The sequence below is a fragment of the Paraburkholderia youngii genome (assembly GCF_013366925.1).
Classification (GTDB): Bacteria; Pseudomonadota; Gammaproteobacteria; order Burkholderiales; family Burkholderiaceae; genus Paraburkholderia; species Paraburkholderia youngii.
In genome coordinates, this window is the sequence record NZ_JAALDK010000001.1 from 3,478,868 (window position 1) to 3,498,928 (window position 20,061).

The window sequence follows — 20,061 nt, forward strand, 5'->3', positions numbered from 1 at the left end:
AGCGCCTGTGCCGACGAGCGGGCCGCACAGGAAAACGGCGACGCGGCAACTCGACGCCGCGTCGCCCGCTGAAGCTCGATGGCCGTTACTGCCCGTTCTGCATCCTGCCGTTGTTCATGTCGTTATCGTTGTTCATGTTGTTGCCGGTTCCGCTGCGCATGCCGTTGTTCATGTTGTTGCCCATGCCGCCTGTCGAACCGCCGGTCGCCGGGCTATTCGGGCTCGCGCCGGTACCGGTGCCCATCCCGCCGCCGGTGCCCGTCACACCCGGCGAACCGTAGCCGGAGCCGGTGTTGCCCGGCGTGCGGACCGAGCCCGGGCCAACACCCGGAGTGGCCGTACCGCCCGCGCCGCCCGTCGTGCCGCCACCGGCGCCGATGCCGGTGCCACCCGCGCCACCACCGCCGCCGCTCGTGCCGCCGGCAGCACCGCCGCCCGCGCCTCCTGCACTACCGCCGCCGCCCGCGCCGCCAGCACCGCCCGCCTGCGCGTATATGCCACCCGACAACGCCATCACGAGCGCGGAAGCAAAGATCGTCCTGGTCATGCGTTTCATGATTCACCTCCACGAAAAGGTTTGGTGTCATGTGAACCTCGCAAGGGGTGTGCCTCGGGGTTCATCGGCCGATGATCGACGAGAGCGCCGCGATGGCGCGCGTGCTCGACGCTGAAGCGGTGAGCCCGGCGAGCGAACTCGCGCGCGACACGCTGACGTATGGCCGCGGCGGCGACGTCTACTCCTGCACGGTGCAACGCAAAGGCCGCACCGGTCCGCGGCTCGCCTTCATCGAACAAGGTCCGGGAATTGCTGATCTTCAGGAGGCGTTGACCGACGGTTTCACGAGCCGCAACGGATTGGGCGTGGGTCTGGGCGGCGCGCGGGCATTCTCCTACGGACACGCCTTTTCATGACCGATGCGAACGCGAATCTGATCCTCAACGTCGACGATAACGAAGGCGCTCGTTACGCGAAAACGCGCATCCTGTCGCGCGCGGGCTTCATCGTGATCGAGGCCGGCAACGGCGCGCAGGCGATCGAGCGCGCGCGCATTTCGCAGCCGGACCTCGTGCTGCTCGACGTCAATCTGCCCGATCTGAACGGCTTCGAAGTGTGCCGCCGCATCAAAGCCGCGCCCGAGACCTCGGGCGTGCTCGTGATCCACACGTCGGCGGCCGCGGTGCAGAGCATGGACCGGGTGCGCGGCCTCGAAGGCGGCGCGGACAGCTATTTGACCGAGCCGGTCGAGCCGGCCGAGCTGATCGCGCAGGTGCGCGCGCTGCTGCGCGTTCGCCGCGCGGAGGGCGCGTTGCGCGAGAGCGAAGAACGCTTCCGGCAGATGGCCGAGAACATCGACGACGTGTTCTGGATGCTCGACCCGTCGAGTGCGCAACTGCTGTATGTGAGCCCCGCGTATCGGCGTCTGTGGGGCGACGCGGCGCACGAGCCGACGCCGAGCGGGCGACACTGGGCCAACCACATTCATCCGCAGGACGAGGCCGCGGTCGAGGCCGCATATCGCGCGCTCGCGACCGGTGTCGCGTACGAGATCGAATACCGGATCGTGCGGCCCGACGGCGAGTCGCGCTGGGCCGTCGAGCGCGGCTTTCCGGTGCGCGACGCGCGCGGGCGCATCTACCGGCTCGCCGGCATCGTCAACGATATTTCGGATCGCAAGGCCAACGAGATGGCGTTGCGCGACGCCGATCGCCGCAAGGACGAGTTCCTCGCGATGCTCGCGCACGAGCTGCGCAATCCGCTCGCGCCGATCCGCAACGCGATCGAACTGCTCGACCCGAGCCGTGCGCCCTCGCAGCAAAGCTTCGAGGCGATGCGCGCGGTGATCGGGCGCCAGGTCAAGCATCTGAGCCGGCTCGTCGACGATCTGCTGGACGTCGCGCGCATCAGGCAGGGCAAGATTACGCTGCGCCACGAGATCGTCGAGCTGGCCGCCGCGCTCGAAGCCGCGATCGAAACCGTGCGGCCCGCGTTGAATCGCAAGGGCCATACGCTCACCACCGATCTGCCCGGCGAGCCGTTGTTCGTCGTCGGCGACGGCGTGCGGATCGCGCAGGTGCTCGGCAATGTCCTGTCGAATGCGGCGAAGTACACGCCGCAGCGCGGCGACATCCGCATCGAAGTCCGCGAAGCGGGCGATGACGTGCTGATCAGCGTACGCGACAACGGCGTGGGCATCGGCGCCGAAACGATCCCGCATATTTTCGATCTGTTCGTGCAATCGGAAATCTCGATCGAACGCTCCGAAGGCGGCCTCGGCATCGGCCTGCCGCTCGCGCGTACGCTGGTCGAGTTGCACGGCGGCGGGATCGAGGCGTTTTCGGCGGGACTGGGGCGCGGTAGCGAGTTCGTCGTGCGTTTGCCGCTGACGCGGCTTGCCGACGCCGAGCAAGCGTCGACGGCGGCGCCCCAAGCCGTGCCGAATCACGGCGGCCAGGCGCTGCGCGTGCTGCTCGTCGACGACAGCGTCGATGCGGCGCTCGCGTTGTCGCTGGTGCTGCAGGCGGACGGGTACGAGGTGCGCGTCGGGCACGAGGCCAACACTGCGCTCGAACTGGCCGCGCACTTCCAGCCGCAGATCGTGCTGCTCGACCTCGGCCTGCCCGGCATGGATGGCTTCGAGCTCGCGCAGGAGATGCGCCGCCGTCCGGTCACCGTCGACGCGCTGCTGATCGCAGTGACCGGCTATGGCCAGGCCACCGACCGGCAGCGCTCGCGCGAGGCCGGCTTCGATCATCATCTGGTGAAGCCGGTGTCGGTCGAGGAAATCCAGAACGTGATCGCAAGCCGCTTTCCGGGCGCGCACCACAGCGCGTCGGCGTAAAAGGCTGCCGGCACGCGTCGCGCTCGCCCGGATGGCCGCGCCGGGCCTCGGTCTGCATCCGAACCCATCAGTAAGCCGAACTATCTCGCGCCGCGGCGAATCCGCGGCCGCGTGGTTCCGTGCTCTGCAGGCTTTCGCACTTTCCATTACATTGCGGATGCGGCGCGTCCGTTCACGCCGGTTTCCCTCATTCAACAGCGGTGTCGCCATTATCGAGTCCATGCAGCCTATCGTTTCGGTCACGAATCTGTCGAAAACCTATGCCAGCGGTTTTCGGGCACTGAAGAACATCAATCTGGCAATCCACCGTGGAGAAATCTTCGCGCTGCTCGGGCCGAACGGCGCGGGCAAGACCACGCTGATCAGCATCGTCTGCGGTATCGTCAACGCGAGCGAAGGCAGCGTGACGGTGGACGGTCACGACATCGGCGCCAACTATCGCGCGGCCCGCTCGCTGATCGGCCTCGTGCCGCAGGAGCTGACCACCGACGCGTTCGAAACCGTCTGGGCCACCGTGTCGTTCAGCCGCGGCCTGTTCGGCAAGGCGAAGAACCCCGCTTACATCGAGAAAGTGCTGCGCGACCTGTCGCTCTGGGAGAAGCGCAACAACAAGATCATCACGCTGTCGGGCGGCATGAAGCGGCGTGTGCTGATCGCCAAGGCGCTGTCGCACGAGCCGCGCGTGCTGTTCCTCGACGAACCGACCGCCGGCGTCGACGTCGAGCTGCGGCGCGACATGTGGAAGCTCGTGCGCTCGCTCGCGGCGAGCGGCGTGACGATCATCCTGACCACGCATTACATCGACGAAGCCGAAGAGATGGCCGATCGCATCGGCGTGATCAATGCGGGCGAGATCATGCTGGTCGAAGAGAAGACCGAGCTGATGCGCAAGCTCGGCACCAAGCAGTTGACGCTGCAACTGGAGTACCCGCTCGACGATGTGCCGGCTGCGCTCGCCGGCTATGGGCTGGCGGTCGCGAACGGCGGCAACGAGCTGATCTATACCTATGAAGGCGAGGGCGGCCGCACCGACATCATCGCGCTGCTGAAGTCGCTCGACGATGCCGGCATCCGCTTCAAGGACCTGCACACCACGCAGAGTTCGCTCGAAGACATTTTCGTCAGTCTGCTGCGGGGGAACCCATGAACATCTACGCAATGCGCGCGATCTACAAGTTCGAAATGGCGCGCACGTGGCGCACGCTGATGCAAAGCATCATCGCGCCGGTCATTTCCACTTCGCTGTACTTCGTCGTGTTCGGCTCGGCGATCGGGTCGCGCATCAAGGAAGTGGAGGGCATCAGCTATGGCGCGTTCATCGTGCCGGGGCTGATCATGCTGTCGCTGCTGTCGCAAAGCATCGCGAACGCGTCGTTCGGGATTTACTTTCCACGTTTCACCGGCACGATCTACGAGCTGCTGTCGGCGCCCGTATCGTATCTGGAGATCGTCGTCAGCTATGTGGGCGCGGCGGCCACCAAGTCGATCCTGCTCGGACTCATCATTCTCGCGACCGCCGCGCTGTTCGTGCCGTTGCAGATCATGCATCCGTTCTGGATGGTGCTGTTTCTGGTTCTGACGGCGGTCACGTTCAGTCTGCTCGGCTTCATCATCGGCATCTGGGCGGACAGCTTCGAGAAGCTGCAACTGGTGCCGCTGTTGATCGTCACGCCGCTCACGTTCTTAGGCGGCGCCTTTTATTCGGTGGACATGCTGCCGCCGTTCTGGCATGCCGTCACGCTGTTCAATCCGATCGTCTATCTGGTCAGCGGGTTTCGCTGGAGTTTCTTCGAGTTGGGCGACGTCGGCGTCGGCCTGAGTCTGGGCATGACGCTGCTGTTTCTCGCGGTGTTCCTCGTGATCGTCGGCTGGATCTTCAGGACCGGCTATCGGTTGAAAAGTTGATAGACATGCGACACTGAAATGAGGAGAGGGCGCGACGGCGAAAAAAAGCCGTCGCGCCCTCTTCATCGATACGCGGTGACGCCGACTACGACAGATACGCCTGCGCGACATTGATCAACTGCACGCGGTTGCGCACGTTGAACAACTGCCGCAAGCGCCGCAGATGATAGTCGACGTTATGCGGCGACAGGCCGAGGAAATACGCGATCTCCTTGTCCCGCTGCCCCTGCACGACCGCCTTCAGCACCGCATGCTGCAGCTTGCTCAGCGCGATGCGCTGCTGCTGCGCGGGCGCGATGCCGATCACGCTTTTCGCGTGCGTCCAGATGAACTCGTGAATCGAGTGCGCGAACATCAGCGTTTCCGCGACGATCGATTCGGTCATCCAGCGCGGGTTGCCGATCGCCGAGTTGAAGCACAGGCTCGCGCTCAGTTCCGGCTCCGGCAGCGGCATCTGCGTGAGAATGCCGCTCTTGCGCCCGGCCGCTTCCAGCATGTCGATCAAAGCGCCGAGCCGCTCGCTGCGCAACTGCGCGCGCGGCAGATCGGCGCGCAGATCGGCGGTATTCCACAGAAACGGCATGCCGGTCGGCGACGCGTGCGCGACGCGCGGATCGAGCTCGAAATAGCGCTCTCGGAAATAGCGCGTGAGCCATGCCTGCGACTCGTAACTCGTCAATACGAACATCGTCTTGTGATGCGACGACGTGCGCGTGGCGGTATAGCTGAACGAGTCGAAGCCCAGCTGCCTGATGCGCTGACGCACGAACTCCATGCGGTCCTGCGCGCTGCCGAACCGTCCGAGCGGACTGATCAGCGGCGCGGCGCGGCGCGCCGCGGGCGACGGCGTGCCGATCTCCTCCTCGGTAAACAGAGTCAGAAAGCCACTGCGCCCCGCGCCATTCACGGTACGGGGAGACATCTTCACTGTTTCAGCCGCGTGGGCTGATTTCGCGGCGTGCCGCGCGCCGGCCGGGTAAGCCGGTTGGGCGGATGCCGCTCTCGGGTGTGCTGCCGACGCGTGCCCGGCTTCGCCTTGCGGCGAGCCGTTCAGCCATTGCGGCAGCGTATCGCATTCATGTTCCATGAAACGGTAGCTCCGGCGTTCTAAACGCGTGAAATTCGACAACCTCAATGATTAGCGATTTCGTGAAATGTCGGTAGCCGGTTCCTTGCTATCATTTTTGTGATCTTGCGCTGACAGTGGACCGGCAATACGGGTACGGCGGCGCTTCTCCTTCCATACGGCACCTCCTTCGAAGGGATGTGATGGCACGAATTCCCAAGCTCACGACGACGCTCGCCTACGACCGCTATATGGCCGGCCAGCGGCTCGTGTCGAGCGTGGATCGCGAGTGGCGGCATCTGGTGCTGCGCTCGTATCTCGAACCGGTGCGGCAAGACCTGCTCGAAGCGCCCGGTTTGCGCGACTTCACGCTGATGACGCTCGCGAGCGGCGCCGAGCATCTCGAACGCAACCTCGGCGGAACTTGGGAAAGCGCCGATATGCGCGTGAACGACCTGTGGTTCGTGCCGCCCACGCCGATCTCGTGGCGCTGGCATTCGATCAGCGACGAGCCGTTGTCTACCTTGCACGTGCACATCGAGCGCGATTTGCTCGACAGCGTCGCGCAACAGATGGGGCTCGACGCGTCGCGTGAACTGTCGCTCGGCGACGCGATGCGCTTCAACGATCCGCTGATCGCCGCGATGCTTGCCGCACTGCATCGCGCCGCCCGCGATCCCGCCGATTCGCGTCTGTATGTCGATACGCTGGTTCACGCGCTCGCCGCGCACCTGCTGCAGCACTATTCGAGCGGCAACGGCGCGCGCCGCGGCAGCGCGACGAGGCCCGAACGGCTGGTGCCGCGCCGCATCCGCCGGGTGACCGACTACATCCGCGCCAATCTCGCCGAAGATCTGGCAATCGCCGAACTGGCCGAGCAGGCCGGCCTAAGCAGTTTTCATTTTGCCCGGGTGTTTCGCCGCGAGACCGGGGAGACGCCACACCAGTTCGTCACGCGCTTACGGCTCGAGGAAGCGGCGAGGCTGCTGCGCGCCACGGATCGAACCGTGCTGCAAATCGCGCTCGAAGTCGGCTTCGAGAATGCCGGTCACTTCTCCGTGCAATTCAAGCGTGGCTATGGCGCGACGCCGCTCGCCTACCGGCTGCGCGGTTGAGATGGACGAGCCGCAACGGCTTGTTTTTTTCTCCAGTCGGAATCACGCACCTGCGCAGTGTGCGTTGCATTGCGCGGCTTGCAAACTACGAACATTCGTGGCTGCGCGCGCTGCAAACTGGCATCGCACGTCGCGCAAGGCTTTGCGGCTCGGCCCGCCACCTGCGATCGTATCTGGTCTAACTGGACTGACCGCGACGCGCACAAGTGTACCTGTCGAAACCTTGCATCGGACGACAGAATCGAAGCGCCTTTCAATTTCATACACCGGATAACGCGCCATGACCCGACTCAAGATGACCGCCTGCGGCCACCCCTTCATCGCCGAAACGCATCCCGATGCGCCGCAGACCGTGGCCGCGTTCCTGAAGCTGCTGCCGTACCGGCAGAAGCTGATCCACGTGCGCTGGAGCGGCGAGGGCTGCTGGGTGCCGCTCGGCGAATTCAAGCTCGAGAACGACGGGGTCGCGGTCGGCTTCGAGAATCACACGAGCCATCCGTCGGTCGGCGACATCCTGTTCTATCCGGGCGGCTATAGCGAGACCGAGATCATCCTCGCCTATGGCTCGTGCTGCTTCGCGAGCAAGATGGGGCAACTCGCGGGCAATCATTTTCTGACGATCGTCGAAGGCCGGGAGAAACTGCGCGAACTCGGCACGAAGGTGCTGTGGGAGGGTGCGCAGGAGGTGGTGTTCGAGAGGTTTTGAGCGGGCCGCACTTCCTTGCTGGGCATACGCGATGCTTGGTTGAAGAGCCGCGTGCGGTCGGGTACCGGCCGCGCACGTCAGGCACGCGGCACCGTCTGGCCCGCCCGGCGAGGAGGAGCAAATGCGAGGCATAAATGACAAGGTCCGCGCTGTAGTTTTTGCCATGTCGATCGTGCTGCTGTCGGCTTGCGGCGGGGGCGGCAGCGGCAGCGGCGGCTCGAGTAGCGGCGGCGGCACGGCGACCGAGCCGGCCGGCGGCGTCAAGCTGCAGGTGGTGTCGTTCGGCGACAGCCTGTCGGACGTCGGGACCTATGCGCCCCTCGCGAGTGCGGTGGGCGGCGGCCGTTTCACCACCAACCCCGGCCAGGTATGGGCCCAGAACGTCGCGCAATACTACGGCGATACGCTGAGCGCCGCGTTCACGATCGATCTCACGCACAGGCTGAGTGCGCAGAGCGGCCTCGGTTATGCGGAAGGCGGCTCGACCGTGGCGACACCGGCGAACCAGTACGACTACCTGAGCGACGTCATCGGCAACATCGAAATGCCGGTCAATCAGCAACTGTCGAGCTATCTGGGCGCTCACGGCAGCTTCAACGCCAATCAGCTGGTGCTCGTGTGGGCGGGCTCGAACGATGTGCTGCGCGCCGGCAACCTGCCCGCCGCTGCGCCGGTCGTGCAGGCGGCGGCCACCACGCTCGCCCAGCTCGTCGGGCAGATCGTGCAGAACGGCGGCGTGCATGTGGTGGTGATCAATGTGCCGAATATCGGGCTGTCGCCGAAGGGGCTCGCTTCGGCCGATGGTGGCGCGAACCTCACGCAGTTGTCGCAGCTATTCAACGCTACGTTGAATAGCGCGCTGCAAACCGATGGGCTGCAATCGAAGGTGATCGAGATCGATTCGTACACGTGGACGAATCAGGTGATCGGAAACTTTCAGGCGAACGGCTTTACCGTGTCGAATACGGGGCAGGCCTGCGACCCGAAGAAAACGCCCGATGACACCTCGCTGCTATGCTCGCCGGCGACCTATGTGAGCGCCAACGCGGATCGGACTTACATGTTCGCCGATGATCTGCATCCGACCACGCATATGCATGCATTGTTTGCGCAGTTCGTCGAGCAGCAGATCGCGCATAGCGGGTTGGGGCGGTGAGAGGTGCACCGCGGCGTGGCCTGTTTTCGGCACCCCGTCCTTCAACCAGGCCGGGGTGCGCGCCACATCACATCGTCACTTGAACAACTTCGTCGCCTGCGTCAGCGTATTGATGACTCCCCACGCAAGCGGCACCATCACATACAGCCAGAACACCGCGAGCATCACCTTGTTGGTCGGATGTACGGTTTGAACGGTCGACATACGGATCTCCTCACGCGCCTTTGGCGACTTGTGCATCGGTCATGTGGTGCTTCTCGTCCACACGCTTGACCAGCAGGTTGCAGATAAAGCCGATCACGAGCAGCACGGCCATGATGTGTACGGTCATCGTGTACGCGTCCGCTTTCGCTACGCCGTTCGCGACTTCATACGCGCGGATGTAGTTGACGAGCACCGGACCCGCAACGCCGGCCGCGGCCCACGCGGTCAACAGACGTCCATGAATGCCGCCGACGAACGTCGTGCCGAACATGTCGGCGAGATAGGCCGGCACCGTTGCGAAGCCGCCGCCGTACATCGACAGGATGATGCAGTACGTCAGCACGAACAGCGCGATCTGTCCGTTCGCGGCGAAGCTCGGTACGAGGTAGTAGAGCACCGCGCCGAGCGCGAAGAAGATGTAGTAGGTGTTCTTGCGGCCGATCCAGTCCGACGCCGACGCCCACACGAAACGCCCACCCATGTTGAACAGCGACAGGAGCCCGACGAAGCCGGCCGCCGCGGCAGCCGTCACCGTGTTCTTGAAGCTCTCCTGGATCATCACCGAGGCCTGGCCGAGAATGCCGATGCCAGCCGTCACGTTCAGGAACAGCACGAGCCAGATCAGATAGAACTGCGGTGTCTTCAGCGCCTGGTCGATATGCACGTGATTGCTCGTGATCAGCCGGTGCTGCGTCGCTGCGGGCGGCGTCCAGCCGGCCGGCTTCCAGTCCGCCGGCGGCACGCGGATCGCAAGCGCGCCGATCGTCATCGAGATGAAATAGACGATGCCGAGCACGATGAAGGTCTCCGCGACGCCGATGCTCGTCGCGCTTTGAAAGTGCTTCATCAGCGCGACCGACAACGGCGCCGCGATCATCGCGCCGCCGCCGAAGCCCATGATCGCCATGCCGGTCGCCATGCCGCGGCGGTCCGGAAACCAGCGGATCAGCGTCGACACCGGCGACACATAACCGAGCCCCAGCCCGATCCCGCCGATCACGCCGTAGCCGAGATACAGCAGCACGATCTGATGCAGGTACACGCCGAGCGCGGACACGAGGAAGCCGCCGCCGAAACAGCAAGCGGCCGTGAACATCGTGCGGCGCGGACCGACGTGTTCGAGCCATTTGCCGGCGAACGCCGCCGACAAACCGAGGAACACGATCGCAAGCGAAAAGATCCAGCCGAGCGCGGTCAGCGACCAGTCATCGGGCGCGGACTGCGTGATGCCGACCACCTTGGTCAGCGGTCCGTTGAAGACCGAGAACGCGTAGGCCTGGCCGATGCACAGATGCACGGCCAGAGCGGCGGGAGGCACCATCCAGCGCGAGAAACCGGGCTGCGCGATGGTGGCCTGTTTCGAAAAGAATGGGGCTGAACCTTGTTGGCTGCCCGGCTCGCTGATGCTACTCATAAGTGGGTCTCCTTACAGTTGTTCTGTTTATCGGCGTTTCGTGCAATTACCTGAGGCGGCGGAGTGTAACTTGCGCGGGCGGCCCCGTCATCGCTATATGTACTTTTATTTCATATGACCGGTCCAACACACCCGAAAATCATGCCTGGGTCGACAATAGGACGTGGACGATGGCTTCGCAATATGAAGCGCGCGGACATAAGGTGTGATCCTGGTCAAACGCGACGACTCTTCACGCGATTCTGCAAATCGTGGGACGCGCCGAACGGGTCGCCCCGAACTTTCGACTAGAGGCACTATGCAAAGTGCGCGACAAGCGAGCCGCGCAGGTCGCCCGGCACGAAAAAGAAACGGGCCGGCGCTGCTTCTTTGCCACGTCGGCCCGTCGTGTATCGGCGGCGAGTTTCGCCGGTATCAATCGACCCTGCGGCCGGTCTTCATGCGCGCTGCAACGAGTACCGAAATCAGACAGCCGATCGCCAGATATGCGGCCACTGGATGCCACGAGCCGCCCGCGAAGCTGACCAGCGCGACCGCGATGAACGGCGTGAAGCCGCCGCCGACCACGCTCGCCACCTGATAGCCGACACCCGCGCCGCTATAGCGGTACTCGGTGCCGAACAGCTCGGTGAACATCGGCTGCTGCACGCTGACGACCATATCGTGCGCGATGTTGGCAAGCATCACCGCGAACACGACGATCCATATGGTCGAGCGCGCTTCGAGCGCGAGGAAGAACGGCACCGCGCTGAACACGCCGACCAGCGCGCCGATCATATAGATGCGACGGCGCCCGAAGCGATCCGCGAGCCACGCGAAGCACGGAATCGTCACACAGCTGAGCGCGCCGACGACGAAGCCGATCGTCAGGAAGAATTCGCGCGGCATGTGCAGGTTCGTGGTCGAGTAGCTGAGCGCGAACGCGGTGACGATGTACATCGTGAACAGCTCGGCGAGCCGCAGCGCGATGATCAGCAGAAAGGCCTTCGGATGGCGCAGCAGCGCTTCGACGATCGGCAGGCGCACGCGGCGCTCGCCATGCTGCCCGACTTTCTCGACGAACTCCTGCGACTCCTCCATGCTCGAGCGGATCCACAACGCGATCAGCACCAGCACGACGCTGAACAGGAACGGCAGACGCCAACCCCAGCTGAGGAACGCGGCGTTGTCCATCGAGCGGCTGATCAGCGCGACGAGACCCGTCGACAGCACGAGCCCGACGCCGTAGCCGACCTGCACGCCGCTGCTGTAGAAGGCCTTCTTTTTCTCGGGCGCGCTTTCGACGGCCATCAGCGCCGCGCCGCCCCATTCGCCGCCGACCGCGAAGCCCTGGATCGCGCGCAGCGTGACGAGCAGTACCGGCGCCAGCCAGCCGATCGTCGAAAACGCCGGCAGCAGACCGATCGCGGCTGTCGACAGACCCATCATCATCACGGTGAGCACCAGCATCCGCTTGCGTCCGAGCCGGTCGCCGTAGTGGCCGAACACGAAGCCGCCGAGCGGGCGGAACAGGAACCCGACGCCGAAGGTCGCGAACGCGGCGAGCGTGCCCATCGCCGGGCCGACGTTCGGGAAGAACTCGGCGTTGAACACGAGCGCGGCGACGATGCCGTACAGCAGGAAGTCGTACCAGTCGACCACGGCGCCGACAAAGCTGCCGAGCGCGGCCTTGCGAGCCTGATTGCGCGCTTTGCGGTGCGTGGCCACTGCGGCCTGCGGGTGGGTGGTGCTCATCGAGTCTCCTTCAACGTGACATGGGCTTGAGTCGATCGCGCCGCGCCGGGAGGGCATTCGATGCGATCGCTGCGCGGCAGGATGTCCGGAAGGTTAATGACGCGACCCGGAATCCACAATCCGCGCAATGGTAAAAATGCGCGATGATCGCACGCGGCTGCGCGAATAGCGCGCATTTTGCGTGTTTACACCAAGCGCCAAGGAGCCCATCGCGGGCAATGATGTGGGCGAGCCACGGAGCCTATGGCGTGCTAACGTGAGGCATCTTAAAAACAACAGTGTTGATATACTACATACCGAATATTGAAAAATGCGGCGTTGCAGCATATGATTGAGGAATCATCTTTCTCAATCTTCGGAGTTGCACGTGGAATTCGTACCTCTCGCGCTGTTCGCCGTCGCTGTCGCAGGGTTGGGCTGTGCCGCCACCGTTTTGCTGACCGACTGGATTCCCGACTCGATCGGAGCGCGTGCATCGCAGCATGGCCGCTTCGTGGGGCTCGGCGAGCAGCGCGGCAAAGCGGCGGCGCCGAATCGCGCGCGTGTTCAAGCAGAGGCGATGAATGTCGTCAGAACTTCCAACTGAAACAGTGGCCACCCCGTTGACCCTGTCGTTGCAGCCTATCGGCGCGAGCGCGAGCTTGCGCGATCAGGCGTATGCGATGCTGCGTCAGGCAATCGCCGACGCGGATATCTACCAGAATCGCGAAGAGATCCGTCTCGACGAGCGCGTGCTCAGCGAATCGCTCGGCGTGAGCCGCACGCCGGTGCGCGAGGCGATGACACTGCTCGAGCAGGAGGGCTTTCTGCGCATGGTGCCGCGGCGCGGCATCTACATCGTGCGCAAGAGCAAGCGCGAAATCGTCGAGATGATCCAGATGTGGGCCGCGCTCGAAAGCATGGCCGCGCGTCTTGCCACGCTGCATGCGACCGACGAGGAAATCGGCCGCCTGCGTCATATGTTCGACAATTTCCGCGACACGACGCCGGCCGAGCATATCGCCGAGTATTCGGACGCGAACATCGCGTTTCACCAGGCGATCGTCGAGTTGTCGAAGTCGCAGATCATTCTCGACACCATCAAAAACATCTTCATCCACGTGCGCGCGATCCGGCGCATGACCATCTCGCAGAGCGACCGGGCCGCGCGCTCGATCGTCGATCATCTGCGCATCATCGAGGCGCTGGAGAAGCGTGATACCGAACTGGCCGAGCGGCTCACGCGTCAGCATTCGCTCGATCTCGCGGCGTTCGTCGAAGCCAATTGCGATTTTCTCGATTGATGGCGGCGTAGACGCCTGATTGCCTTCTGATGTCGAAAGCCCGCGGTGTGCAAGCACCGCGGGCTTTTTGCGTTCGCGCGCTTCGAGCGAGCACCCCGCTGCGGGATAAACCGTGCTTGACGGTCTTAAAAATATGGTATGTGATATATCAACAACGACAGCCACCATTCGCGACTCGGTGTTTTCCCTTGAAACAAACGCCGCAAAGCCTTGCAGATTCAGCGCAAAGCGACGGCTGGCAAGCTTGAGCAGCACGAACCTCGCGCCGTTTCTGTCTCGAAATTTGGCTTGAACCAATGTGATATATCACATACGGTATCTTCGAAGCCGTGAGACGTCGGTGCAGCCGGACGTATATCGAAGCGGACGCGTCCGTCGATAACCGTTGCACATCCGATAGATGAGGAGATGACCATGTCTGCAGTTGTTTCATCCCTGAGTCCGGCCACGGCCACCACGACCGCCGACGACACGCTCAAGCAGAAGACCCGCGACGCGGGCATCGTGTCGGGCGGCCATCTGGTTGCGAAGGCGCTGAAAAACGAGGGAATCGACACGATCTTCACGCTGTGCGGCGGCCACATCATCGATATCTACGACGGCTGCGTCGACGAAGGCATCCGCATCATCGACGTGCGCCACGAGCAGGTCGCCGCGCACGCGGCCGACGGCTACGCGCGCCAGACCGGCAAGCTCGGCTGCGTGGTGACCACCGCCGGCCCCGGCTGCACGAACGCGGTGACCGGCATCGCCACCGCGTTCCGCTCGGAAAGCCCGATCCTGCACATCGGCGGGCAGGGCGCGCTGACCCAGCACAAGATGGGTTCGCTGCAAGACCTGCCGCACGTCGACATCATGGCGCCGATCACGAAGTTCGCCGCGAGCGTATCGAGCACCGAGCGCGTCGCCGACATGATCTCGATGGCCGCTCGCGAATGCTTCAACGGCGCGCCCGGTCCCGCCTACCTGGAAATTCCGCGCGACGTGCTCGACCGCGAAGTCGACGCGACGCGCGCGATCGTGCCGCGGCCGGGCCGCTATCGCGCGTCGACGAAATCGATCGGCGATCCGCGCGACATCGAAAAACTCGCCGATATCCTCGTCAACGCCGAACGCCCCGCGATCCTGTACGGTCAGCAGGTGTGGACCGCGCGCGGTCACGAGGAAGCGATCGCGCTGCTTCGCGGCATCGAGATTCCCGGCTACTTCAACGGCGCGAGCCGCGGGCTGCTGCCGCCCGGCGATCCGCATCACTTCGATCGCACGCGTTCGCAGGCGTTTGCGAATGCCGACGTGCTGATCGTGGTCGGCACGCCGTTCGATTTCCGCATGGGCTACGGCCGACGCATCAGCAAGGAATTGACGCTGGTGCAGATCGATATGGACTACCGAACCGTCGGCAAGAATCGCGATATCGATCTGGGCCTCGTCGGCGATCCGGGCGCGATTCTCGCTGCCGTGCTGCAAGCCGCGAGCGGTCGTATCAAGGACGACAGGCGTCAGGCGCGCCGCAAATGGATGGCGCAGTTGCGCGACGCCGAAGCGACCGCGACCGAAAAACTGCTGCCACTGTTCCGCTCGAATAGCACGCCGATTCATCCGTACCGCGTCGCGTACGAACTCAACGAATTCCTGTCCGACGACACCGTGTATATCGGCGATGGCGGCGACGTGGTGACGATCTCCGCGCAAGCGGTGCGGCCGCGCCGACCGGGGCAGTGGATGGACCCCGGCGCGCTCGGCTCGCTCGGCGTCGGCACCGGCTTCGCGCTCGCGGCGAAGCTCGCGCATCCGCAAAAGGAAGTGCTCTGCTATTACGGCGACGGCTCGTTCGGCATGACCGCGTTCGACATGGAAACCGCGAATCGCTTCGGCGCGCCGTATCTCGCGGTGGTTGGCAACAACTCGGCGATGAACCAGATCCGCTACGGCCAGCTTGCCAAGTACGGCGAGGAACGCGGCAACGTCGGCAATCTGCTCGGCGACGTGCCGTTCAACAAATTCGCCGAAATGCTCGGCGGCTATGGCGAGGAAGTGCGCGATCCCGCGCAGATCGCGAGCGCGCTACAGCGTGCGCGCGAAGCGATTCATCGCACCGGCCGCTCGGCGGTGGTCAACATCTGGGTCGACCCGCGTGAATACGCACCGGGCACGAAGAACCAGACCATGTACAAATAACCTTCATCGTTCAGGAGACACGACATGGCCAAGGCACTCGACGGTGTGCGCATCCTCGATTTCACGCATGTGCAATCGGGACCGACCTGCACGCAATTGCTCGCATGGTTCGGCGCGGACGTGATCAAGGTGGAACGGGCAGGCGCGGGCGACATCACGCGCGAGCAACTGCGTGATATTCCCGACGTGGATAGCCTCTACTTCACGATGCTCAATCACAACAAGCGCTCGGTCACGATCGACACCAAGCATCCGGAAGGCAAGCAGGTGCTCGAAGCGCTGATCCAGAAATGCGACGTACTGGTCGAAAACTTCGCACCGGGCGCACTCGACCGGATGGGCTTCACGTGGGAGCGGATTCAAGAATTGAATCCGCGCATGATCGTCGCATCGGTGAAGGGCTTCGGTCCCGGTCCTTACGAGGACTGCAAAGTCTATGAGAACGTCGCGCAATGCGCGGGCGGGGCGGCGTCGACCACCGGCTTCGACGACGGCCCGCCGGTCGTGACCGGCGCGCAGATCGGCGATAGCGGCACGGGGCTGCATCTCGCGCTCGGCATCGTCACCGCGCTCTATCAACGCACGCATACCGGACGCGGCCAGCGCGTGCTCGCCGCGATGCAGGACGGCGTGCTCAATCTGTGCCGCGTCAAACTGCGCGATCAGCAGCGGCTCGATCGCACCGGCGTGATGAAAGAGTATCCGCAATATCCGAACGGCACGTTCGGCGACGCGGTGCCGCGCGCGGGCAATGCGTCGGGCGGCGGGCAGCCGGGCTGGATTCTGAAGTGCAAGGGGTGGGAGACGGACCCCAACGCATATATCTACTTCATCACGCAGGCGCCCGTGTGGGCGAAGATCTGCAACGTGATCGGCAAGGAAGAGTGGGCCACGGACCCCGACTACGCGACAGCGCCCGCGCGCCTGCCGCGACTGAAGGAGATCTTCGCCGAAATCGAACGCTGGACGATGACGAAGACCAAGTTCGAGGCGATGCAGATCCTGAACAAATACGACATTCCGTGCGGGCCGATCCTGTCGATGAAGGAAATTGCCGAGGAGCCGTCGCTGCGCAAAACCGGCACGATCGTCGAAGTCGATCATCCACAGCGCGGCAAGTATCTGACCGTCGGCAATCCGATCAAGCTGTCCGACAGCCCGACCGACGTCAAACGCTCGCCGCTGCTTGGCGAACATACCGATGAAGTGATGGCCGAGCTCGGTTATTCGGCCGAGCAGATCATGGCGCTGCGCACGGCTGGCGCGATCTAGGAGCGAGGCATGCAGACGTGGATGCGGTTCATGTCGGGCGACGGCGGCATCGTGTTCGGTCGTGTCGAAGGCGCCTACCTGCACGAGTACGAAAGTCTCGCACAGCCGGTGCCGACCGGCGCGGTTCTGTCGCTGCGCGCACTGACGCCGCTGGCGCCGTGCGCGCCGGGCAAGATCGTCGCACTGTGGAATAACTATCACGCGCTCGCGGCGAAGCTCGACAAACCCGTGCCTACCCATCCGCTGTTTCTGATGAAGCCGGCGGCGTCGGTAATCGGCACGGGCGAGCCGATCCGCCGGCCGCGGCATTACGCGGGCAAGATCGTCTACGAGGGCGAGCTCGGTATCGTGATCGGCCAGCGTTGCCGCGATCTGGATGTGCAGCAGGCGGAGGCGGCGATTTTCGGCTTCACGCTCGTCAACGACGTCACCGCCGCCGATCTGCTCAACGAGAATCCGCATTTTCCGCAGTGGTGCCGCGCGAAAAGCTTCGATACGTTCTGTTGTCTGGGTCCGGCCATCGTCTCCGGTTTCGACTGGCGGGCCGCGCGCCTGCTGACGACACTCGACGGCGTCGAGCGTCAGAACTATCCGCTCGCCGATATGGTCTTTTCGCCGGCCGAGCAGGTGAGTCTGATTTCACAGGATCTGACGCTCGAACCCGGCGACGTGATCGCGTGCGGCACTTCGGTGGGCGTGGGTTCGATCAAGGACGGTGCAACGGTGTCGATCACGATCGATGGGATCGGCACGCTGAGCAATACCTTGAGCGCGGCGCCGCGCGACGAGCCACGGCGATTGGGCGATACCGCGAACGCCGGTTGACGAGGGCAGGGACCTCGGGCTCTTGCCTTTTCATCGCATCACGGAGGATCACGCATGCCGCAAGCCTGTGGGAGTGCCGTGTTGACGGACCTGTTGCTGCTGCTTGCGGTGGCCGTCGCGATGGCGTTGGTCGCCGTGCTGACGGTCGCAGTGACCGCGCTCACGCGACGACAGTTCGGGGGGCGTTCGGCGCATCGGCACACATGCGTGCGCGAACGAGATCCAAAACACAGGGCCCGGATGCTCGCATTGCTCGGCAGCGGCATGGGTTTGGCGGTCGCGTCGATAGGCTTGATGGGTTACCTGTTGGCCGCGGCGCACGAGAACACCGAACGCATCGAACTATTTTCAGCCGTATTGATCGGCGCGCTGATCTTCGCGACCTGTGCGATCGCGTTCTGCAAACTGCGCGGCGTATTGCAACTCGAGGCGGCCGCGCTGCCGGGCCATCACGTCGTCAATCTGTTTGCGCTGCTGTTATGCGGCTGGCTCGGTTACAGCTTCGTCACCGAACAGGAACAGCCATTCGGACTCGCGGCATTGCTCGCGACGGGCGCGCTGGCAATGGCGATGGGCGTGCATCTGATGCTGAGCCGCGAGTACTCGTCCGACCCCGCTCACGCGGCGCATCACGACGGTTGCGCACCGCGCATGCGTGCGGTCGCTGCGCGCAGCGAGGGCCTGGCGATCGGCAAGCCGGGCCTGCTCGCGAACCTCGAGTGGCATGGTGGAGAAGAGCAGACGTGGGCGCTTCGCGATGTCGCGCCGGCGATGATGCGCTTGAGCGCCTGGGCTGATCGTCGGAATGCGCGTGACGGTAGACGAAGCAATGGGCGCCAGCGCGACGGTTCGCGCAAATGTACACACAAGCGGCCGGTTCATTTCACTACGCGCCGCTAATCGACGATGCATACGCCCCTGACAAACCTGATTGCCAATCGCGAAGACGGCGGGATGATGATCCCGCCGCCCGAGTCTTGTTCAATGCTTCTAGTCACCAACCGCCGCGGCGAATTCGCTGTAGTACTGCGTCTTCCTGTGCAGAATGAGTTGCGCGAGAAAGTCGGCATCGTACGCGCGATGCAGATGGCTGTGATAGCGCTCGATATAAGCGGTGATTCGCGCCAACTCGCCATTGAACTCTTTCAGCATGTCGAGCGTCGCGCGGTCCCAGCGAAACCGCAGCCCGAGATCGCTGAACGCGGCATTGTAGGCGCTCAGATGCGCATCGTCGGGATGGTCCTGGTGATCCGCCGCCGCTGTGCGAGCGTTGCGCGTACTAATACGGGATTCAACCGGAGTGTGGTTCATGATCGGCCTCCTCGGCTCGCAAGTGAAAGAACTCGCTTGCAGCATAGAAGCCGCGATCGATTTGCAATAGTTAAAGTTTTATTGGCTTTCCATAGCTTAAGGCTTATGCACGCTCAGTTCCTTCACGCGCGTGATCTTTTCGATCAGATTGGCGCCTTCCTCCATCAGGAAGCGTTTGAAGGCAACGGCGACCGGCGGCAGACGTTTGTTCTTCCGATGCACGACGTACCAATTGAGCATGACCGGAAAGCTCTCGACGTCGAGCACGACCAGATGACCCAATTGCAATTCGAGGCTGATCGTATGGGCGGACAGAAACGCGATGCCCATTCCGGCAATGACCGCCTGCTTGATCGTCTCGGTGCTCTTGATCTCCATCGCGATCTTCAGATTGGACAGTCGGCCGGCAAAACCCTCTTCCATCGAATTCCATGTATCGGAGCCGCGTTCGCGCACGATGAACGCTTCGTTCGCGAGTTGACTGAAGCGGATATTGCGCTTGTGCGCAAGCGGATGAGTGGGCGCCGCGACGATCACGTACGGATGCGGCGCGAACGGTTCATTGGTCGCGTCGGTTTCGTGCGGCGGACGCACCATCACCGCGAGGTCGGTCTGATTGGTCGCCAGTTGATGCAGCAGTTCTTCGCGGTTGTGCACCGCGAGATTCAGATCGACACCCGAATAGCGACGCGTGAATTCGGCGAGAAGGCGCGGAAAGAAATAGTCGCCGGCGCTGATCACGGCGACATTCAGCTTGCCGCCGGAGACGCCCTTCAACTGGCTCATCGCTTCGTCGACTTCATGGAACTGCTGCATGATCGCGCGACTGTAGTGAAGCATTTCGGTGCCGGCCGGCGTCAGATAAATCTTTTTGCCGAGTTGCTCGAACAGAGGCAGCCCCGCATGTTCTTCGAGTTGCCGGACCTGGGTGGAAACGGCTGGCTGAGTCAGATGCAATTCTTCCGCGGCGCGCGAAAAACTCAGGTGGCGCGCCACCGTTTCAAAGACCTTCAGTTGCCGCAGAGTTGCATTGCGCATCGTCATGGTCGATG

Annotated in this window: 20 protein-coding genes; 13 read left to right on the forward strand and 7 right to left on the reverse strand. The window is 63.5% G+C overall.

The genetic code is table 11. From position 1 onward, the window contains the following. Positions 1-85 precede the first annotated feature (85 nt). Positions 86-556 carry a hypothetical protein gene (locus G5S42_RS15975; protein ID WP_176107639.1) on the reverse strand — a complete coding sequence of 157 codons (471 nt, stop codon included), beginning with the start codon at positions 554-556 and terminating at the stop codon, positions 86-88. A gap of 71 nt (positions 557-627) precedes the next feature. Here G5S42_RS15975 and G5S42_RS15980 point away from each other — a divergent pair, with 71 nt between their 5' ends. The 4 genes from G5S42_RS15980 to G5S42_RS15995 all read left to right on the forward strand — a co-directional run bounded on the left by G5S42_RS15980 (position 628) and on the right by G5S42_RS15995 (position 4,745). After that, positions 628-912, forward strand: coding sequence for an ATP-binding protein (locus G5S42_RS15980; protein ID WP_176107640.1), 285 nt, complete (start codon positions 628-630; stop codon positions 910-912). Next, positions 909-2,840, forward strand: coding sequence for a hybrid sensor histidine kinase/response regulator (locus tag G5S42_RS15985; RefSeq protein ID WP_176107641.1), 1,932 nt, complete (start codon positions 909-911; stop codon positions 2,838-2,840). The genes G5S42_RS15980 and G5S42_RS15985 overlap by 4 nt, the downstream gene beginning before the upstream one ends. Positions 2,841-3,060: 220 nt before the next feature. Continuing rightward, the gene (locus G5S42_RS15990; RefSeq protein WP_176107642.1) at positions 3,061-3,987 is read left to right on the forward strand and encodes an ABC transporter ATP-binding protein; all 927 of its coding nucleotides are present in this window, start codon (positions 3,061-3,063) and stop codon (positions 3,985-3,987) included. Beyond that, positions 3,984-4,745 (forward strand): ABC transporter permease, encoded by a 762-nt coding sequence (locus G5S42_RS15995; RefSeq protein WP_176107643.1) that lies wholly within the window; start codon positions 3,984-3,986, stop codon positions 4,743-4,745. Before G5S42_RS15990 ends, G5S42_RS15995 begins: the two co-directional genes overlap by 4 nt. Before the next feature lie 85 nt (positions 4,746-4,830). Here the strand turns inward: G5S42_RS15995 and G5S42_RS16000 are convergent, their stop codons facing one another. After that, the gene (locus G5S42_RS16000; protein ID WP_176107644.1) at positions 4,831-5,832 is read right to left on the reverse strand and encodes a helix-turn-helix transcriptional regulator; all 1,002 of its coding nucleotides are present in this window, start codon (positions 5,830-5,832) and stop codon (positions 4,831-4,833) included. A 182-nt stretch (positions 5,833-6,014) separates the two neighbouring features. Between G5S42_RS16000 and G5S42_RS16005 the strand changes: the two genes are divergently transcribed. The 3 genes from G5S42_RS16005 to G5S42_RS16015 all read left to right on the forward strand — a co-directional run bounded on the left by G5S42_RS16005 (position 6,015) and on the right by G5S42_RS16015 (position 8,788). Further along, positions 6,015-6,926 carry a helix-turn-helix domain-containing protein gene (locus G5S42_RS16005; RefSeq protein ID WP_176107645.1) on the forward strand — a complete coding sequence of 304 codons (912 nt, stop codon included), beginning with the start codon at positions 6,015-6,017 and terminating at the stop codon, positions 6,924-6,926. A gap of 280 nt (positions 6,927-7,206) precedes the next feature. Beyond that, positions 7,207-7,632 carry a DUF3830 family protein gene (locus tag G5S42_RS16010; RefSeq protein WP_176107646.1) on the forward strand — a complete coding sequence of 142 codons (426 nt, stop codon included), beginning with the start codon at positions 7,207-7,209 and terminating at the stop codon, positions 7,630-7,632. A 121-nt stretch (positions 7,633-7,753) separates the two neighbouring features. Continuing rightward, entirely contained in the window at positions 7,754-8,788 is a 1,035-nt protein-coding gene (locus tag G5S42_RS16015) for an SGNH/GDSL hydrolase family protein (protein WP_176107647.1), read from the forward strand. Between the two features lie 75 nt (positions 8,789-8,863). On the opposite strand, the gene G5S42_RS16020 is transcribed toward G5S42_RS16015, so the two are convergent. From G5S42_RS16020 to shiA, 3 genes are all read right to left on the reverse strand, one after another. Beyond that, positions 8,864-8,992 carry an MFS transporter small subunit gene (locus G5S42_RS16020; RefSeq protein ID WP_176107648.1) on the reverse strand — a complete coding sequence of 43 codons (129 nt, stop codon included), beginning with the start codon at positions 8,990-8,992 and terminating at the stop codon, positions 8,864-8,866. A 10-nt stretch (positions 8,993-9,002) separates the two neighbouring features. Next, on the reverse strand, positions 9,003-10,406 hold the full coding sequence (locus G5S42_RS16025; protein ID WP_176107649.1) for an L-lactate MFS transporter: 1,404 nt from the start codon (positions 10,404-10,406) through the stop codon (positions 9,003-9,005). A 414-nt stretch (positions 10,407-10,820) separates the two neighbouring features. Beyond that, entirely contained in the window at positions 10,821-12,140 is a 1,320-nt protein-coding gene (gene shiA, locus G5S42_RS16030; RefSeq protein WP_176107650.1) for a shikimate transporter, read from the reverse strand. Positions 12,141-12,507: 367 nt separating this feature from the next. On the opposite strand from shiA, the gene G5S42_RS16035 reads away from it, so the two are divergent. The 6 genes from G5S42_RS16035 to G5S42_RS16060 all read left to right on the forward strand — a co-directional run bounded on the left by G5S42_RS16035 (position 12,508) and on the right by G5S42_RS16060 (position 18,598). Next, entirely contained in the window at positions 12,508-12,726 is a 219-nt protein-coding gene (locus G5S42_RS16035) for a hypothetical protein (RefSeq protein ID WP_176107651.1), read from the forward strand. Continuing rightward, positions 12,704-13,423, forward strand: coding sequence for a GntR family transcriptional regulator (locus G5S42_RS16040; RefSeq protein ID WP_013091210.1), 720 nt, complete (start codon positions 12,704-12,706; stop codon positions 13,421-13,423). Before G5S42_RS16035 ends, G5S42_RS16040 begins: the two co-directional genes overlap by 23 nt. 414 nt (positions 13,424-13,837) lie before the next feature. Continuing rightward, on the forward strand, positions 13,838-15,601 hold the full coding sequence (locus G5S42_RS16045) for a thiamine pyrophosphate-binding protein (protein ID WP_176107652.1): 1,764 nt from the start codon (positions 13,838-13,840) through the stop codon (positions 15,599-15,601). A gap of 24 nt (positions 15,602-15,625) precedes the next feature. Beyond that, positions 15,626-16,873, forward strand: a complete 1,248-nt coding sequence (frc, locus tag G5S42_RS16050; protein ID WP_176107653.1) for a formyl-CoA transferase — start codon at positions 15,626-15,628, stop codon at positions 16,871-16,873. A 9-nt stretch (positions 16,874-16,882) separates the two neighbouring features. Beyond that, on the forward strand, positions 16,883-17,698 hold the full coding sequence (locus G5S42_RS16055) for a fumarylacetoacetate hydrolase family protein (RefSeq protein ID WP_176107654.1): 816 nt from the start codon (positions 16,883-16,885) through the stop codon (positions 17,696-17,698). Positions 17,699-17,752: 54 nt separating this feature from the next. After that, positions 17,753-18,598, forward strand: a complete 846-nt coding sequence (locus G5S42_RS16060; protein ID WP_176107655.1) for an NAD(P)(+) transhydrogenase (Re/Si-specific) subunit beta — start codon at positions 17,753-17,755, stop codon at positions 18,596-18,598. A gap of 90 nt (positions 18,599-18,688) precedes the next feature. Here G5S42_RS16060 and G5S42_RS16065 read toward each other — a convergent pair whose 3' ends face one another. Further along, positions 18,689-19,009 carry an HAD family hydrolase gene (locus G5S42_RS16065; RefSeq protein WP_176107656.1) on the reverse strand — a complete coding sequence of 107 codons (321 nt, stop codon included), beginning with the start codon at positions 19,007-19,009 and terminating at the stop codon, positions 18,689-18,691. Between the two features lie 96 nt (positions 19,010-19,105). Further along, positions 19,106-20,053, reverse strand: a complete 948-nt coding sequence (locus G5S42_RS16070) for a LysR family transcriptional regulator (protein ID WP_176107657.1) — start codon at positions 20,051-20,053, stop codon at positions 19,106-19,108. Between the last annotated feature and the right edge of the window lie 8 nt (positions 20,054-20,061).

Excerpts from the sequence above, each read along its gene's own strand:
- G5S42_RS15975 (WP_176107639.1), bottom strand. The coding sequence starts at position 556 with ATGAAACGCATGACCAGGACGATCTTTGCTTCCGCGCTCGTGATGGCG.
- G5S42_RS15980 (WP_176107640.1), top strand. The coding sequence starts at position 628 with ATGATCGACGAGAGCGCCGCGATGGCGCGCGTGCTCGACGCTGAAGCG.
- G5S42_RS15985 (WP_176107641.1), top strand. The coding sequence starts at position 909 with ATGACCGATGCGAACGCGAATCTGATCCTCAACGTCGACGATAACGAA.
- G5S42_RS15990 (WP_176107642.1), top strand. The coding sequence starts at position 3,061 with ATGCAGCCTATCGTTTCGGTCACGAATCTGTCGAAAACCTATGCCAGC.
- G5S42_RS15995 (WP_176107643.1), top strand. The coding sequence starts at position 3,984 with ATGAACATCTACGCAATGCGCGCGATCTACAAGTTCGAAATGGCGCGC.
- G5S42_RS16000 (WP_176107644.1), bottom strand. The coding sequence starts at position 5,832 with ATGGAACATGAATGCGATACGCTGCCGCAATGGCTGAACGGCTCGCCG.
- G5S42_RS16005 (WP_176107645.1), top strand. The coding sequence starts at position 6,015 with ATGGCACGAATTCCCAAGCTCACGACGACGCTCGCCTACGACCGCTAT.
- G5S42_RS16010 (WP_176107646.1), top strand. The coding sequence starts at position 7,207 with ATGACCCGACTCAAGATGACCGCCTGCGGCCACCCCTTCATCGCCGAA.
- G5S42_RS16015 (WP_176107647.1), top strand. The coding sequence starts at position 7,754 with ATGCGAGGCATAAATGACAAGGTCCGCGCTGTAGTTTTTGCCATGTCG.
- G5S42_RS16020 (WP_176107648.1), bottom strand. The coding sequence starts at position 8,992 with ATGTCGACCGTTCAAACCGTACATCCGACCAACAAGGTGATGCTCGCG.
- G5S42_RS16025 (WP_176107649.1), bottom strand. The coding sequence starts at position 10,406 with ATGAGTAGCATCAGCGAGCCGGGCAGCCAACAAGGTTCAGCCCCATTC.
- shiA (WP_176107650.1), bottom strand. The coding sequence starts at position 12,140 with ATGAGCACCACCCACCCGCAGGCCGCAGTGGCCACGCACCGCAAAGCG.
- G5S42_RS16040 (WP_013091210.1), top strand. The coding sequence starts at position 12,704 with ATGTCGTCAGAACTTCCAACTGAAACAGTGGCCACCCCGTTGACCCTG.
- G5S42_RS16045 (WP_176107652.1), top strand. The coding sequence starts at position 13,838 with ATGTCTGCAGTTGTTTCATCCCTGAGTCCGGCCACGGCCACCACGACC.
- frc (WP_176107653.1), top strand. The coding sequence starts at position 15,626 with ATGGCCAAGGCACTCGACGGTGTGCGCATCCTCGATTTCACGCATGTG.
- G5S42_RS16055 (WP_176107654.1), top strand. The coding sequence starts at position 16,883 with ATGCAGACGTGGATGCGGTTCATGTCGGGCGACGGCGGCATCGTGTTC.
- G5S42_RS16060 (WP_176107655.1), top strand. The coding sequence starts at position 17,753 with ATGCCGCAAGCCTGTGGGAGTGCCGTGTTGACGGACCTGTTGCTGCTG.
- G5S42_RS16065 (WP_176107656.1), bottom strand. The coding sequence starts at position 19,009 with ATGAACCACACTCCGGTTGAATCCCGTATTAGTACGCGCAACGCTCGC.
- G5S42_RS16070 (WP_176107657.1), bottom strand. The coding sequence starts at position 20,053 with ATGACGATGCGCAATGCAACTCTGCGGCAACTGAAGGTCTTTGAAACG.